The sequence below is a fragment of the Rhizobium altiplani genome, assembly GCF_001542405.1.
Taxonomy (GTDB): domain Bacteria; phylum Pseudomonadota; class Alphaproteobacteria; order Rhizobiales; family Rhizobiaceae; genus Rhizobium; species Rhizobium altiplani.
Window position 1 is genome coordinate 19129 of record NZ_LNCD01000132.1, and the last position, 14951, is coordinate 34079.

Sequence of the window (14951 nt, forward strand, 5' to 3'; positions counted from 1 at the left end):
GTTCACCTCATCGATAACCGGTGGCGTCGTCGTAGGTCGAGAAGTCGACGAGCGTGCCAAGCATCTGCAGATAAGCCACAAGGGCATCCATTTCGGTCAGCTTCGACGGATCGCCGTCGAAGTCGCCAACCTTCGCCTTCGGATATCTTTCAAGGAGTGCTGTGGTATCGCCGTTCGGGTCGGCCTGGACTTTCATGTCGGCTTCGGCGTTGGCAAGCATGTCCTGCGTGTAGGGTACGCCGACATCCTCGTTTGCCTTGAGGTCCATGCCGACGTCCTTCACCGTGACCTCCTGCTCCTTCAGGAAGGAGTAGCTCGGCATGATCGATTCCGGCACGACCGCTCGCGGATTTGCGAGGTGCTGGACGTGCCATTCGTTCGAATAGCGGCCGCCAACGCGGGCAAGGTCCGGACCGGTGCGCTTCGAGCCCCACTGGAACGGGTGGTCGTACATGGATTCCGCAGCGAGCGAATAGTGGCCATATCGTTCGACTTCGTCGCGGAATGGCCGGATCATCTGGCTGTGGCAAAGGTAGCAGCCTTCGCGGATGTAGATGTTGCGACCCGCAAGCTCGAGCGGTGTGTAGGGGCGCATCCCTTCAACCTTCTCGATTGTGTTCTGCAGGTAAAACAGTGGCGCGATCTCGACGATGCCGCCGATGCTGACCACGAGGAGCGAGCCGACGAGAAGAAGCGTCGCGTTCTTCTCGAGGATCTGATGTTTGTCCAGTATCGATGCCATGTTTCACCTCACTCGGCAGGCTGTGCCTGGGGCACGTAGGCGGTGGGAATTGCTGCTTCGTTTCGCAGGTGGCCGCGGATGGTCATGTAGATGTTCCAGGCCATAACCAGACCGCCAGCCAGATAGAGAGCACCCCCGGCGACACGCAGGACATAGTAGGGGAACATCGCTGCGACGGTTTCGGCGAACGAATACACCAGGAAGCCCTGCGAATTGTACTCACGCCACATCAGACCCTGCTGGATGCCGGCGACCCAAAGGACGGCCGCGTAAACGACAATGCCAAGGGTCGCGAGCCAGAAGTGCCAGTTGACCATGCGCAGGCTGTAAAGCCGCTCGCGACCCCAGAGCTTTGGCGTCAGATAGTAGACCGCGCCGAACGTGATCATCCCAACCCATCCGAGCGCGCCCGAATGGACGTGACCGATGGTCCATTCCGTGTAGTGGCTGAGCGAATTGACTGTCTTCACCGACATCATCGGACCCTCGAAGGTCGACATGCCATAGAAGGCGATTGCAACGATCATCATGCGGATGATGGGATCTGTCCGGATCTTGTCCCAGGCGCCCGACAGGGTCATGAGGCCGTTGATCATGCCACCCCAGGAAGGCATCCAGAGCATGACCGAAAACACCATGCCGAGGGTCTGTGCCCAGTCGGGAAGTGCAGTGTAGTGCAGGTGATGCGGTCCAGCCCAGATGTACATGAAGATCAGGGCCCAGAAGTGGATGATCGACAAGCGATACGAATAGATCGGACGGTTTGCCTGCTTTGGAACAAAGTAATACATCATCCCGAGGAAGCCGGCGGTAAGGAAGAAGCCCACGGCGTTGTGTCCGTACCACCACTGGGTCAGTGCGTCCTGCACGCCTGAGAACGCGGAATAGCTCTTCGAGCCGAGGAACGACGCCGGAACAGCGAGGTTGTTCACGACGTGGAGCATCGCGATCGTCACGATAAAGCCGAGATAGAACCAGTTCGCCACATAGATATGTGGTTCCTTGCGCCTCAGGATCGTCCCCAGGTAAACCACGAGATACGCCACCCAGACGATCGTCAGCCAGATGTCCACATACCATTCGGGTTCTGCGTATTCGCGTGCCTGGGTGATGCCCAGGACGTATCCGGTCGCGGCCATGACGATGAAGAGCTGGTAGCCCCAGAAGACGAACCAGGGCAGGCTTCCTCCGAAGAGCCGCGCCTGACAGGTGCGTTGAACAACATAGAACGACGTCATGATGAGGGCGTTACCGCCGAACGCGAAAATGACCGCCGAGGTGTGTACAGGACGAAGCCGCCCGAAGTTCAGATACGGCGCGATGTTCAGATCCGGGAACGCCAATTGCGCGGCGACAACGACGCCGACGAGAAAACCGACCACTCCCCAGAAGACAGTGGCGATCAGCCCATACCGGATGACCTCGTCGAAATAGCCCGAGGTGTCCGGCTTCGCAATTCGTGCCGCAGGAGAGAAGTCGATCCTCCTGATCAGGAGCACGGTGCCCGCCAATAAGCAGAATGACAGGATGCTCATATGGACAGCAAAAAGGTGGTCATGCGCGAATGCAGCGGCCAGCAGTGCCAGAAATGCTGCAACCGCGACCGCCATCGTTTCCGTAGAGTAGTTCATGGTGTCGTCCCCAGTGCGCAGACGACCGCTCCGCGACCGCCTTTCTCGTACTTTCGGGAACGACTGTCATGGCGGGGACCCACGCTCCTTGATCTATGTCAACGACACGCGACTTTGCTGCCGGCCAGGCGCTGCTGTTACAGACTGTTACAAAGTCGCACCAACTCTCACAGTCCGATCATTTCCGTGTGACAGGACCAATGTCTTATGCCCTCACATCAACGAGGGGCACGAACATGCTGATGCAGGGCAACACCGCTTTCGAAAACGTAGAGGCCACAAGCAAGTTGAGCTGTGACCAGCCGCTGGCATCGGTATTTCAGATGTCGGCCACCGAGACGGTCGAGGCTGGCGAGGCGATCTGCTGGGAGGGAGACGCCGCCAAGCACCTCTTCCAGATTGTGGAAGGCGTGGTCCGGCTCCACCGCATTATTGGTGAAGGCCGCCGGGTCATTACAGCATTCCAGTTCGCTGGCGACGTGGTCGGCGCTTTCCTGCAAGGCGACCTCTTGTTCACCGCCGAGGCTGTTACAGACTGTAAGATCCGTCGGGTTTCGCGTAAAACCTTCCACGATGAGGTTTCGCGCTCGGACGCCTTGAGACCAGCCTACATCAACCTGCTCTGCAAGGAGACGGCTGCCGCCCACGACCAGATGGTGCTTCTCTCCAAGAAGAACGCCGAGGAACGCCTTTGCAGCTTCATCTTGAAGCTGGCGTTACGCAGCGAGTCGCAACTCAAGAAGGGTCTCCTGCGCCTCCCCATGAACCGGCAGGACATCGCCGACTATCTCGGCCTCACGATCGAAACCGTCTCGCGGACCATCTCGAAGCTCGCCGCCAAGAATATCGTCATCCCGGAAGGCAGGCATGACCTCCGGATCGTCAGTCAATCCCGCCTCGTCCAGCTGTCCGGCAATTCTGATGATTTTTCGGAGAAGACCTGTCATAGGGGTAGCGTTCATTGATGTCTTGAAAGAGCCGACATGCCTCATCGATTGATAGCGCCACGCACCGCATCGCCCCACGAGCTGGATGCGCTCGTGCACGTGCTGGACGGGGCCGACATTATCGTGCATCGCCTTGAAGGTACGATCACCCACTGGTCGATCGGTTGCGAAAGCATGTACGGATGGGCGCGGGAGGAAGCCGTCGGAGAAAGTGTCGACGAACTGCTCGACACCCGGTTCCCTGAATCCGTGGATGATATAAGGACGCATCTGAAGTCGCGCGGTTTCTGGCAAGGCGAGGTCGTTCACCGCCACAAGAGCGGCTATTACATCAACGTCGCGACCCGTTGCGTCCTGGTCAACCTTCCCGACGGCGAGCCGGCGGTCATCCAGGCCAACAGCGACGTAAGCGCGCTGCGCAAGGCCGAAGAGGTCGTGCGATCGCGAGAGGCCCACCTGACTTCGATCCTGGATACCGTTCCCGACGCAATGATCGTCATCGACCAGAAGGGTATCGTTCTTTCATTCAGCAAGGCCGCTGAAACGCTGTTCGGAATGGCCGCGGAGGATATCTGCGGTCGCAATGTCAGCAATCTCATGCCAAACCCCTACCGTGACGCACATGACGGCTACATCGACCGATATCTCCACACCGGCGAGAAGCGCATCATCGGTTACGGACGGGTCGTCACCGGCCGGCGCGCTGACGGCTCGCAGTTTCCCATGGAGCTTCATGTCGGGGAAGCGACCGCCGATGGCGAGCGCATCTTCACGGGTTTCGTGCGCGATCTGACCAGCCGCTTCAAGATCGAGGAAGATCTACGCCAAGCGCAGAAGATGGAAGCCGTTGGCCAGTTGACCGGAGGCCTCGCACACGACTTCAACAACCTTCTGACCGTCATCAGTGGAAATCTGGAAATGATCGAGGACAAGCTGCCGCCAGGGCCGCTGCGCGACATTCTGCGCGAGGCGCAGGATGCGGCGGCCGACGGCGCCAAGCTGACCGGACAGTTGCTGGCGTTTGGCAGACGCCACCCCCTCAGCCCCAAACAGGCCGACCTCGGCCAACTCGTCACCGGCTTCTCTGATCTCCTTCGCAGAACGTTGGGCGAAAACATCAAGCTGTCCACGGTTCTCTCCGGGTCCGACTTCAACGTGCTGGTCGACAGCTCCCAGCTTCAGAACGCCATCCTCAACATCGCCCTCAATGCGCGGGACGCAATGCCCAGGGGCGGAAGCCTGACAACGGAAATCACGCGCGCTCACCTCGATGCCGACTATGCGAAGATGTATCCGGAGGTGCGAAGCGGCAATTTCGTGCTCATCGCCATGACCGACACGGGTGACGGCATGACGGCGGACGTGAAGAAACGGGCCATCGAACCGTTCTTCACCACCAAGGAGGTGGGCTCGGGAACAGGCCTTGGACTGAGCATGGTCTACGGCTTCGTCAAACAGTCCGGCGGGCATCTTCAGATTTACAGCGAGGTCGGACGGGGCACCACGATCCGGATCTACCTGCCCGCAATAAGCGGCGCCAGGCCGGACGCCGGAAGCCAGGATCGGGGCACGGTCGAAAGCGCCCTCCCCCGCGGAACCGAGCGGATCCTGGTCGTCGAAGACGATTCGCGGGTGAGACGGGTGGCATTGGCGAGGCTTGCCGACATGGGGTACCAGGTGCTCGAAGCCGAGAACGGACGCCGCGCGCTTGAACTGCTCTATGAGAACGATGACGTCGCGCTGCTGTTCACGGACATCGTGATGCCAGGCGGGATGACCGGAGACGAGCTCGCAAGAGAGGTTCGCGACCTCAGGCCCGACATCGCCATTCTTTTCACATCCGGCTACTCGGAGCCGGCACTGGCGACGAACGAAGTCATTCCCGGCGCTGAATGGCTGCGCAAACCGTACACGGCCCGCGATCTCGCCTTCAAGGTTCGAGACATGCTGGATAAGGCTCAGCAGCAGAGCCTATCGTAACCGCTATTCGCGCTATTGGCCGAATCTGTCGTCTTGCCTGAAGAGGGCTGGAAGACTGGCCTTCCTCAGGCGTCAAGCCGACGGGCTGGCGAGTGATGTGGCCTCAATGAATTGCTCGGATATCGTGATCTCGAACGAAGTGAACGCGGCCAGGGCGGTCGTCGAGCACGAGACCCGCTTTTCCCGTCTCTTCGTCTTATCACCGGTCGACTGAACGGTTCATCATCGGTGCGAATATATGCAACCGATGTTGCCCAAATTTGACGAGCGTCAAAGAAGACAGCAACCGCATGCCCTAGAACCGTTCCCGAGGCCAACGTTTCGGCCCCGTAGAATAGGAGATAAGCAATGCGTTTGAAATTCGGCCTGATCGCTGCAACGGTAGCCCTTGTCGCCTCTGCAGCCCCGCTCATGGCAGCAGACCATCAGGTACAAATGCTCAACAAGGGCACCGCAGGCGCAATGGTGTTCGAACCGAGCTTCGTCAAGATCGCTCCCGGCGATACCGTCACCTTCGTGCCCACGGACAAGAGCCACAATGTCGAGACGTTCAAGGGTCTCATCCCCGATGGTGCGGCTGAGTTCAAATCCAAGGCAAGCGAACAGTTTCAGACCAAGTTCGACGTTCCGGGCGCTTACGTTATCAAGTGCACGCCGCATGCCGGCATGGGCATGGTGGCGCTGATCCAGGTCGGCGACAAGCCGGCAAACCTGGACGCGATCAAGACCGCGAAGGTACCGAACATGGTACGCAAGCGTCTCGACGCCGACCTCGCACAAGTTACCCAGTAACCCCCAAACTGCAGGGGCTGGCGCGCTGCGCCAGTCCGCGCAGGGAGACATTTTCATGATCAGACAGGTAGCAGCGACCCTGCTTCTTAGCGTCTTGGCGGCGGGCGCCGCACACGCACATGCAACGCTTGAGCAGGCTCAAGGTATCTCTGGCAAAGCCTACAAGGCAGTGGTCCGGATTGGCCACGGCTGCGAGGGAAAGCCTACCCTCAAGGTTCGCGTGAAGGTCCCCGAGGGCTTGTTGTCAGCCAAGCCGATGCCGAAGGCGGGCTGGACCGTCGAGAAGATAAAGGGAAGCTACGAAAAGAGCTATGACCTGTACGGCAAGCCGGTAAAGGAAGGTCTCACCGAGATCGTCTGGAGCGGCGGAAATCTCGCCGACGACGAATATGACGAGTTCGTGTTCCGTGGGACGGTGGCCAAGGAACTGCCGCTCGGCACGCGGGTCTACGTCCCGATCGTGCAGGAATGCACTGACGGAGCATCCGAACGCTGGATCGAGATTCCCGCAGCGGGCAAGTCGTCCGACGACTACGAGAAGCCGGCTCCCTATTTCGACGTTGTCGAACAGCCGCGCTCCTGATCCAAGGTGATCGCCCATGTGGCTTAGAAATCGCAACTGGGCGACACGTCTATCATTCAAAAACGCGGCTTGCGCACTGCTTGTGGCAGGCATGGGCTTTCTTGCGCCTTCCGGCGCATATGCCCATGCCGTCTTGTTGAACGCCTCACCAGCCAATGACGCTGTCGTGGAAGCAACGCCAGCCAATGTCCAGCTGCGGTTCAGCGAACCGGTCAGCGTTGTCCGGGCAAGCATCAAGATCGGCGAAGGAAACTCGATCGACCTTCCCGCAACATCAGGCTCCGAAGTCGACCTGGCGATCCCGCGGCCGATCTCGAGCGGCACCGCCATTGTCAGTTATCGCGTGGTTTCCGAGGATGGACATCCGGTCGGGGGCTCGATCGTATTTCACGTCGGCGCACCATCTGCCATTTCCGCACCGGCTGTTGCGGACACCTCCGTGCTGCTACAGGGTGCGATATGGTCGATACACACAGTCTCGATTCTATACCTCGCCGTCCTGATCGGCGGAACGCTCTTCACTCGATGGCTCTATCCGGCGAAGTCGCTCACAAGGCGAGCTGATCTTGTCATCGTCCTGGGCGTCCTTCTCTTCTCGTCGGGTGTCTATCTGCAGGGGTTGGACGAAATGGGCCTCGGTCTGGCGTTCGCCGGCCTGGAGCCGCTGCTTGTCGTCTCCAGGAGCGGCGCTGCGATCGCCGCAGGCTTGGCGTTGGTCGCGGTTCTTCTTGTTTCGATACCCGTCGGTCGAGCCAGCCCTGCCTACCTTCCGCTTGCGGTTCTTGCGATGGGTGCGGCCTCCGCGTCCTTCGCCTTCACAGGTCATTGCAACGTCGTAGCTACGCCTTGGCTCGCCCGGGCATGCATTGTTCTTCATGGCGCGACGCTCCTCTTCTGGATCGGTAGCCTGCCTCCCCTTTGGCGGTTAAGTCGAACGGGGCTCACGGATCCACTTGCGGGCTTCTCGCGTGTCATTCCACTGCCGTTCTTCGTGCTGTTGATGGCAGGCGCGGCGCTCGCGTGGCTTGAGCTGCCCGGTGTCCAGACCATTCCGCTGTCGCTTTACGGCCGGCTGCTCGTGTTGAAGGTGGCCCTGGTTGGAATTCTCTGCGCTCTCGCAATATACAATCGATTCTGGCTGACGAGGCCGGCTGCTGCAGGAGATCAGACTGCTTGCCGAAAGCTCCGCCGATCAATCGCCGCTGAAGTTGCGCTTGCTGTTGCAATCGTAGCCACGGCGTCGCTCTGGCGCTTCGCCGGGCCGGATCAGCTGCAATATGCCGCAAGGCCGCAGGCTTTCTCCATTCATCTTCATTCCGGTGAAGTCATGGCTCAGCTGAAACTTGTGCCCGACCAGGCCGCCGGCACGGCGAAGGCGGAGGTTGACTTTCTCACTCCGGACTTCGATCCGATCGATCCGCAGGGCGCAACGCTGCGTGCATGGAATCCAGACGCCGGCGTGGAACCGATCAAGTATGACCTCAAAAAATCGTCCAAAGGTGGATGGGAGGCAAGCGGCCTGCCAACATTCGATCCCACCGGTTGGAAGGTCGACATCGAAGTGCTGATCGACGACTTCACCATGAAGCACCTTGAAGGCGAGCTGCGGCCGTAGCCGGGCCGTCACTGCAATCGTATCGAACTAGCGGATCATCCGGATCTCGAGCGGCCTGGTTGGAGGATTGGCGGGGCAAACCTTGCCCGACATCTGTCGGCCCGCAAAGGACTTTTAAACCGCCTGTTCGCCGCAGTAACGTCGCTGGCCACATGCTCTATCGAAGAGTCGGTCAGACGTTGACTGCCTAATGTCGGGCGCGAGATTGAACCGCCCGCCGGTCGGATTTGCGCTTGCTGCGGTGGGCCGCTGCCGGGTCCGAGCACGACGAGGCACTGGTGCAAAGCGAGAATAAGACGCTCGCTGGATGTTCGTTCGTCGGACGGGAAACCGACAGCTTCCCTGCCGTATCGGTATTCCCGTCGCCCGCAACGGGTTACCAACAGAGGACATCTTCCATGAAACTGAAACTTATCGCCGCCATCGCTATCGCATCCGCAACGCCTGCCCTGGCGCTCGCCAGCCCGAGCTGCACCGGTGAACCAAAGTCCAAATGGATGTCCGAAGAAGCCATGAAGGCGAAGATCGACGCCATGGGCTACAAGGTCAAGACGTTTGAGGTCACGGGCAACTGCTACGAAATCTACGGCAAGGACAAAGATGGAGATCGGGCCGAGGTCTATTTCAATCCCGTTTCTGGTGCCATTGTCCAGAAGGGGGACTGAGATGACGATGGTCTCATCGCGGAAGGAGGGCAAAGCGCCCTCCAACACTGCCCAAAGCATGATCAAGGTGTGGGATCCTGTTGTCCGGTTGTTTCATTGGACGGTGGTTGTGGCATGCACGCTCAATCTCTTCGTGCTTGAGGAGGGAAAGTACTGGCACCGCGTCACGGGATACGTCGTTGCAACCGCAATCCTCGTCCGCATCATCTGGGGATTCATTGGCACGCAGCACTCCCGTTTCGTTGATTTCTTGCCGACGCCTTCGAAGGTGATGGGGCACATTCTGGACATCCTCGATCGGAACGAAAAGCGCTACGTTGGCCATAATCCGTTAGCTTCAGTGATGATGCTTTGCCTGATGGCATTGCTGGCCGCAACGACACTGACGGGCTGGATGACGACGCTCGACGCCTTCTGGGGAGAAAAGTGGCTGGAGGAATTGCACGGCGCAATCGCCAACAGCATCATGGTCCTAGCGTTCGTCCACGCCGGCGCTGCCGTCATCGAAAGCTGGAGGCACAGGGAAAATCTCGTCTGGTCCATGGTTACTGGTCGGAAGAAGGCATGAGAATTCTGCTCATCGAGGACAGCTTACGGCTTCGAGAACTGCTTTGCGAAGCCATCAGAAGCGTCGGTTGGAAAATCGACGCCTTCGCGACCGCGCAGGAGGGACGGCTCGCTGTTGAGGGAGCGGACTACGATCTTCTGCTTCTTGATCTCGGCCTGCCTGACGAGGACGGAATCGATGTCTTGAGATCACTGAGAGGTGCAAAGGTTCAGACCCCCGTTCTCGTGCTGACGGCCCGCGGCGCGATCGATGAGCGTATCCTTGGCCTGGATGCAGGCGCGGATGACTATCTTGCGAAGCCTTTCCACAACGGTGAACTGATCGCGCGCATTCGTGCCCTCATGCGGCGGGCGCCAGTCACCTCGATGCCGATATTGGAATTTGCGAACATCCAACTTGATATCGCTTCACGACGAGTGACCTGCGCCGGCGCCGAGATTGCACTCGCACCGTCGGAGAAGGATCTGCTCGAACTTCTCATGCGCAATGGCGGCAAGGTGATCTCCAAGGCTAAGATGGAGCATGCATTTTCAGAGTACGGTGACGAAAGAAGCAGCAATGCGGTCGAGCTCGCGATTTCGAGGTTACGCAGGAAGCTCGAAGGACATCGGACGGGCTCGTCGATCGAAACCGTAAGAGGCGTCGGCTACATGATACGAGAGAAGAGCGCGTGAGCCACTCACATCCTACACTCGGCGCAATCCTTACCAGACGGATTGCGTTCTTTGCGGTGCTCGCGATGTTCCTGCAACTCTGCGTGATCTTCTCCGACTATTATTGGAACGTCGGCGAGCTATCGCGCCTGTTTGTCGAGCAGGAAACCGAGCGTCTGGCCTCCGGCATAACCGTGGATGAGAAAGGCGCCCGATACCAGCTTCCTGATAATGTCAAGCAGCGCTATCAGGAGCGATCGTCCGGCTATGTTGCCAGAATACGCAATGCTACTGGCGCAATTGTGTTCGAGTCCTGCGACGACGCCTGCGAAAACCGGTTTCTTCCAGCGGATGTGAATCCGCCGGATTTTTGGCAGAGGTCGCTGAAGCCAGGTAAACCCCTGGCCTTGGTCGGCGGTCGCGCATTCGTGGTCGGAAATCAGCGATTCGTTATCGACGTCGCAACGATCGACGATCCGCAAAACGTGGTCTCCTCCGTCTTCTGGAAGGAAGTCATAGAACATATGCTGGTGCCGATGAGCATCCTGCTAGTCCTGGTTCTCGGTGCCACTTTGCTGTCCGTACGGCACGCATTGAACCCGGTGCGCGCTGCAGCCGACGCGGCTGATAACATCGATCCGATGGATGCACGGTCACACCTGAATTTCGACGGGATGCCACGCGAGGTCGCCCATCTCGCTATTGCCGTCAATCGTGCTTTCGAGCGCGTGGGCGAACTGATGACGTCGCAGAAAATTCTTACATCAGGCATAGCGCACGAAATCCGCACGCCACTTGCAGCCATAAAGCTTGAGCTGGGAAACATCGACCATCCGCGTGCCCGCAAAGCGGAAGCCGATCTGGATGACCTCGTGCGCTTCGTCGCAGAACTGACGACCCTGGCCCGACTTGACGGCTTCGACCATGGCATCTTTGAGACCGTTGACCTTGTCGCGCTCTCATCCTCCGTCGTCGAGCAGCTTGCGCCATGGGTCTATGACAACAGCCACACTCTGGAGTTCTGTCCTCAAGTCGAAACCGCCCTTGTTCAGGGGGCGCCGGCGCTATTGAAGGATGCCTTGCGTAATCTTGTCGAAAACGCCGTGCGCCACACGCCGGCCGGCACCGCTATTCGTGTGTATGCAGGGAGGAATATGGTTCGGGTCCAGGATCGACATCCAGGTGGCATGCGACGAGAGGCCGGAACGTCCGATCGCACCGACAGCCTCGGCATCGGTTTGAAGATCGTCAGACGGATAGCCGAATTGCACAGGGGCTCGTTTCGCCAGTCCACCTCGAAGCTGGGGCATGTCTCCGAGATAAGTTTCGCCGATCAACACCCGAAACTCGTCCCCTCCACCACGAGTGAATGATTTCACCGATCAAAAGGCCCGGAGTTCCAAACTTCTCCTCAATCTGGTCTTCCCAGTCTGATGCAAGAGATAAGGCATGACTGGCGGCTAATTCCTTCACAGCTTTAGCAGCATGACATTTGTGATCGGCGCACAAGGAGCCACCATCGGGTCGTTCGAGATCGCCGACGCCGGGCAGTCAGCGATGACACCCCAGGGGCATGATGACCTTCGCGATCTGGCGACCTTGCTACTCGCGACCTTGCCACTTACCGCTGCGTCAGACAGAGACGTGTTCGCGAAGATCTTGACATTGTTCGGAACCCGACGCGGTCAGAAGAAGTCGACCAATCTCGCCCTTGCGCTAAAGCTTTGCGCCACGTCTGCCCAAAACAGTGATCCCCCTGCACTGTTCCTCAGGGCGAGCCAATTTGTCGCGACACTCCTGAAGGGAAATCGGCGTGAGCGTGTTGGCCATTGAAGCGCCAATCGCTGCCGGGATCTCCGCCGGGAGGTCTATTCGTCCTTTTCGTCCTCGACGCCTTTCTTGAAGGCGCGAATACCCTGCGCCACGTCTCCCATTAGTTCCGGGATCTTTCCACGGCCAAATAGAAGCAGCACGATTGCAAGTACGATTAGCCAATGCCACGCGCTGAACGAACCCATTATTGAACTCCTGCCGCCGCACTGTTGATCGGGAGGCTTCCGCGCGGCTTCGAAAGCTTCATCACTCTATCGACTGCCCCTGGCGCATCGTTGGCCTTAAGCAAAGAGAAGCGCTTTGGAACGATGCTGCCAGAGCTCTCAGTGTTCCTTGTTTGCGTAGACGGAGCGCTTGGTCAGGTAGATCAGTCCGGAGAAGATGGCCAGGAAGACCATGACCATGAAGCCGGTGCGCTTGCGCTCCTCGAGATGCGGCTCGGCGGCCCACATCAGGAAGGAAGCGACGTCCTTGGCGTACTGGTCGACCGTCGCCGGCGAGCCGTCGTCATAGGTGACCTGGCCGTCGGAGAGCGGCTTTGGCATGGCGAGCGCAGCAGCACCGGCGAAGTACGGGTTGTAATGCGTGCCCTCGGCCACCTGGACGCCGGCCGGCGGCTGCTGGTCGTAGCCGGTCAGCAGCGAGTAGATGTAGTCCGGACCGCCTTCCTGATAGCCGCCGACGAACGGGATCATGTCGATCAGGAACTGCGGGAAGCCGCGCTCGATGCCGCGCGCCTTGGCGATCAGCGAGAAGTCCGGCGGCGCCGCACCATTGTTGGCGGCAGCCGCCGCCTCGTGGTTCGGGAACGGCGACGGGAAATGGTCCGACGGAATGGCCTTGCGGGTGAACATGTCACCGCTGGCATTCGGGCCATCCTGAACCTCGTAGTTGGCGGCCAAGGCCTTCACCTGTGCGTCCGAGTAGCCGAGAGCTCCGAGCGTGCGGAACGGCACGAGGCTCATCGAGTGACAGGCGGCGCAGACTTCCGTGTAGACCTTCAGGCCGCGCTGCAGCTGGCCCTTGTCGTAATGGCCGAGCGGGCCGGCAAAGGTCCAGTGCTCATGCTTCGGATGCATGAGCGGATAGTGCGGCGTTGCGCCTTCGGCATGCTCTGCCGGCGCGGCCCCGTTCGGGGTGGTTTCCTGGGCAAGTGCCGCGCCGCTCAAACCAGCGACGACGGCCAGCGACAGGAGGCTGGTAACAAGCTTGTTCATGTGTCTCTTCCCTTCCTGTCGCACGCTCAGGCCTTGACCGGCTCGGCGGCCGCCACCTTGTTGCGCTTTTCCAGAACCGCTTCCGTAATCGAGTTGGGCAAGCGGCGCGGCGTCTCGACGAGGCCGAGAACCGGCATGATCACCAGGAAGAAGGCGAAGTAGAAGAGAGTGCCAAGCTGCGACATGATCACGTAGGTGCCTTCGGCAGGACGCGAGCCGAGCCAGCCGAGGACGATGGCATTGGCGACGAACAGCCAGAAGAACAGCTTGTACCAAGGGCGATAAGCCGCCGAACGCACCTTCGAGGTATCGAGCCAGGGCACGAAGAACAGCACGATGATGGCGCCGAACATGACGAGGACGCCGGCCAGCTTCGAGTCGATCGGTCCGATGTTGAAGGTGATCGAGCGCAGCATCGCGTAGAACGGCAGGAAGTACCATTCCGGAACGATATGGGCCGGCGTCTTCAACGGGTCAGCCGGGATGTAGTTGTCCGGATGGCCGAGGAAGTTCGGCATGTAGAAGACGAAGTAGGCGTAGACCAGCAGGAAGATCGAAACGCCAAGCGCATCCTTCAACGTCGCGTAGGGCGTGAAGCGAACCGTGTCGGTCTTGGTCTTCACCTCGACGCCGGTCGGGTTCGTCTGGCCGACGACATGCAGCGCCCAGATGTGCAGGACGACGACGCCGGCAATGACGAAGGGCAGCAGGTAGTGCAGCGAGAAGAAGCGGTTCAGCGTCGGGTTGTCGACGGCAAAGCCGCCGAGCAGGAACTGCTGGATCCACTCGCCGACCAGCGGGAATGCCGAGAAGAAGCCGGTGATGACGGTCGCGCCCCAGAAGGACATCTGGCCCCAGGGCAGAACGTAGCCCATGAAGCCGGTCGCCATCATCAGCAGGTAGATGAGGACGCCGAGGATCCAGAGGATCTCGCGCGGCGCCTTGTAGGAGCCGTAGTAGAGACCGCGGGCGATGTGCAGGTAGACGGCAACGAAGAAGAACGACGCGCCGTTGGCGTGCATATAGCGCAGCAGCCAGCCGTGGTTGACGTCACGCATGATCTTTTCGACGGAGTTGAAGGCAACCGTCGTTTCCGCCGCATAGTGCATGGCCAGCACGACGCCGGTCAGGATCTGCACGACGAGCATGACCGAAAGCATGGCGCCGAAGGTGTAGGCATAGTTCAGGTTGCGCGGAACCGGATAGGCGACGAAACTGTCATAGACCATGCGCGGCAAAGGCAGGCGCGCATCGATCCACTTCTCAAGGCCGGTTGATGGCTCGTAGCTGGAATGGCCACTCATAAATCAGTCCCCCTCAACCGATCTTGATTACTTTATCGGAAACGAACGAATAGGTCGGGATCGCCAGGTTCTGCGGCGCCGGACCTTTGCGGATGCGACCGGCCGTGTCGTAGACCGAGCCATGGCAGGGACAGAACCAACCATTGTATTCGCCGGCCTGGCCGAGCGGGATGCAGCCGAGATGGGTGCACGAGCCGATCATGACGATCCAGTTTTCCTTGTCCTTGCCGGCCGAACGGTCGACGCCGGTCGCCTGCGCGTCGGACGGCAGGTTGGCGTTGCGCGCCACCGGGTCCTTCAGGTCGGAAAGCGGCACCTCATCGGCAGCCTTCACTTCCTCGGGCGTACGGTTGCGGATGAAGATCGGCTTGCCGCGCCACTTGGCCGTCAGCGACATTCCCGGCTCGAGGCTGGAAACGTC

General features: G+C 59.6%; 16 protein-coding genes. 10 read left to right on the forward strand and 6 right to left on the reverse strand.

The genetic code is table 11. From position 1 onward, the window contains the following. Positions 1-7: 7 nt before the first annotated feature. Both ccoO and ccoN read right to left on the reverse strand, forming a co-directional pair. Positions 8-742: a cytochrome-c oxidase, cbb3-type subunit II gene (ccoO, locus tag AS026_RS32250; RefSeq protein ID WP_018860176.1), complete on the reverse strand. Its 735-nt coding sequence runs from the start codon at positions 740-742 to the stop codon at positions 8-10. 8 nt (positions 743-750) lie between these two features. After that, positions 751-2373: a cytochrome-c oxidase, cbb3-type subunit I gene (gene ccoN, locus AS026_RS32255; RefSeq protein WP_025662553.1), complete on the reverse strand. Its 1623-nt coding sequence runs from the start codon at positions 2371-2373 to the stop codon at positions 751-753. Positions 2374-2609: 236 nt separating this feature from the next. Between ccoN and AS026_RS32260 the strand changes: the two genes are divergently transcribed. The 10 genes from AS026_RS32260 (at position 2610) to AS026_RS32305 (ending at position 12009) form a co-directional block, all read left to right on the forward strand. Continuing rightward, positions 2610-3338, forward strand: coding sequence for a Crp/Fnr family transcriptional regulator (locus AS026_RS32260; RefSeq protein WP_062374558.1), 729 nt, complete (start codon positions 2610-2612; stop codon positions 3336-3338). Positions 3339-3356: 18 nt separating this feature from the next. Beyond that, positions 3357-5300, forward strand: coding sequence for a PAS domain S-box protein (locus AS026_RS32265; protein ID WP_062374560.1), 1944 nt, complete (start codon positions 3357-3359; stop codon positions 5298-5300). A 348-nt stretch (positions 5301-5648) separates the two neighbouring features. Continuing rightward, on the forward strand, positions 5649-6092 hold the full coding sequence (locus AS026_RS32270) for a pseudoazurin (RefSeq protein WP_062374561.1): 444 nt from the start codon (positions 5649-5651) through the stop codon (positions 6090-6092). Positions 6093-6147: 55 nt separating this feature from the next. Then, positions 6148-6675, forward strand: coding sequence for a YcnI family copper-binding membrane protein (locus AS026_RS32275; RefSeq protein WP_062374563.1), 528 nt, complete (start codon positions 6148-6150; stop codon positions 6673-6675). A 16-nt stretch (positions 6676-6691) separates the two neighbouring features. Beyond that, positions 6692-8290: a copper resistance CopC/CopD family protein gene (locus AS026_RS32280; RefSeq protein WP_062374565.1), complete on the forward strand. Its 1599-nt coding sequence runs from the start codon at positions 6692-6694 to the stop codon at positions 8288-8290. A gap of 398 nt (positions 8291-8688) precedes the next feature. Then, complete coding sequence (locus AS026_RS32285; protein WP_018860184.1) at positions 8689-8955, forward strand: PepSY domain-containing protein; 267 nt, start codon at positions 8689-8691, stop codon at positions 8953-8955. A gap of 1 nt (position 8956) precedes the next feature. Further along, complete coding sequence (locus tag AS026_RS32290; protein WP_062374567.1) at positions 8957-9523, forward strand: cytochrome b/b6 domain-containing protein; 567 nt, start codon at positions 8957-8959, stop codon at positions 9521-9523. Then, a complete protein-coding gene (locus tag AS026_RS32295; RefSeq protein WP_062374569.1) occupies positions 9520-10197 on the forward strand; it encodes a response regulator in 678 nt (225 codons plus the stop codon). The genes AS026_RS32290 and AS026_RS32295 overlap by 4 nt, the downstream gene beginning before the upstream one ends. Further along, a complete protein-coding gene (locus AS026_RS32300; protein ID WP_062374571.1) occupies positions 10194-11549 on the forward strand; it encodes a sensor histidine kinase in 1356 nt (451 codons plus the stop codon). The genes AS026_RS32295 and AS026_RS32300 overlap by 4 nt, the downstream gene beginning before the upstream one ends. Positions 11550-11661: 112 nt before the next feature. Beyond that, positions 11662-12009, forward strand: a complete 348-nt coding sequence (locus AS026_RS32305; protein ID WP_245307704.1) for a hypothetical protein — start codon at positions 11662-11664, stop codon at positions 12007-12009. A 35-nt stretch (positions 12010-12044) separates the two neighbouring features. Here the strand turns inward: AS026_RS32305 and AS026_RS32310 are convergent, their stop codons facing one another. From AS026_RS32310 to petA, 4 genes are all read right to left on the reverse strand, one after another. Further along, a complete protein-coding gene (locus tag AS026_RS32310) occupies positions 12045-12194 on the reverse strand; it encodes a twin-arginine translocase TatA/TatE family subunit (RefSeq protein WP_018860191.1) in 150 nt (49 codons plus the stop codon). A gap of 138 nt (positions 12195-12332) precedes the next feature. After that, positions 12333-13226 (reverse strand): cytochrome c1, encoded by an 894-nt coding sequence (locus tag AS026_RS32315; protein ID WP_062374573.1) that lies wholly within the window; start codon positions 13224-13226, stop codon positions 12333-12335. Positions 13227-13252: 26 nt separating this feature from the next. Next, on the reverse strand, positions 13253-14530 hold the full coding sequence (locus AS026_RS32320) for a cytochrome b (protein ID WP_062368221.1): 1278 nt from the start codon (positions 14528-14530) through the stop codon (positions 13253-13255). 13 nt (positions 14531-14543) lie between these two features. After that, positions 14544-14951, reverse strand: a 408-nt coding sequence (gene petA / locus AS026_RS32325) for a ubiquinol-cytochrome c reductase iron-sulfur subunit (RefSeq protein ID WP_062372895.1), incomplete at its 5' end; no start/stop codon positions are given.

What these genes read in the sequence shown, in the direction of transcription:
- ccoO (WP_018860176.1), bottom strand. Translation starts at nt 742, where the DNA reads ATGGCATCGATACTGGACAAACATCAGATCCTCGAGAAGAACGCGACG.
- AS026_RS32270 (WP_062374561.1), top strand. Translation starts at nt 5,649, where the DNA reads ATGCGTTTGAAATTCGGCCTGATCGCTGCAACGGTAGCCCTTGTCGCC.
- AS026_RS32285 (WP_018860184.1), top strand. Translation starts at nt 8,689, where the DNA reads ATGAAACTGAAACTTATCGCCGCCATCGCTATCGCATCCGCAACGCCT.
- AS026_RS32265 (WP_062374560.1), top strand. Translation starts at nt 3,357, where the DNA reads ATGCCTCATCGATTGATAGCGCCACGCACCGCATCGCCCCACGAGCTG.
- AS026_RS32295 (WP_062374569.1), top strand. Translation starts at nt 9,520, where the DNA reads ATGAGAATTCTGCTCATCGAGGACAGCTTACGGCTTCGAGAACTGCTT.
- AS026_RS32260 (WP_062374558.1), top strand. Translation starts at nt 2,610, where the DNA reads ATGCTGATGCAGGGCAACACCGCTTTCGAAAACGTAGAGGCCACAAGC.
- AS026_RS32315 (WP_062374573.1), bottom strand. Translation starts at nt 13,226, where the DNA reads ATGAACAAGCTTGTTACCAGCCTCCTGTCGCTGGCCGTCGTCGCTGGT.
- AS026_RS32310 (WP_018860191.1), bottom strand. Translation starts at nt 12,194, where the DNA reads ATGGGTTCGTTCAGCGCGTGGCATTGGCTAATCGTACTTGCAATCGTG.
- AS026_RS32275 (WP_062374563.1), top strand. Translation starts at nt 6,148, where the DNA reads ATGATCAGACAGGTAGCAGCGACCCTGCTTCTTAGCGTCTTGGCGGCG.
- ccoN (WP_025662553.1), bottom strand. Translation starts at nt 2,373, where the DNA reads ATGAACTACTCTACGGAAACGATGGCGGTCGCGGTTGCAGCATTTCTG.
- AS026_RS32320 (WP_062368221.1), bottom strand. Translation starts at nt 14,530, where the DNA reads ATGAGTGGCCATTCCAGCTACGAGCCATCAACCGGCCTTGAGAAGTGG.
- AS026_RS32290 (WP_062374567.1), top strand. Translation starts at nt 8,957, where the DNA reads ATGACGATGGTCTCATCGCGGAAGGAGGGCAAAGCGCCCTCCAACACT.
- AS026_RS32305 (WP_245307704.1), top strand. Translation starts at nt 11,662, where the DNA reads ATGACATTTGTGATCGGCGCACAAGGAGCCACCATCGGGTCGTTCGAG.
- AS026_RS32280 (WP_062374565.1), top strand. Translation starts at nt 6,692, where the DNA reads ATGTGGCTTAGAAATCGCAACTGGGCGACACGTCTATCATTCAAAAAC.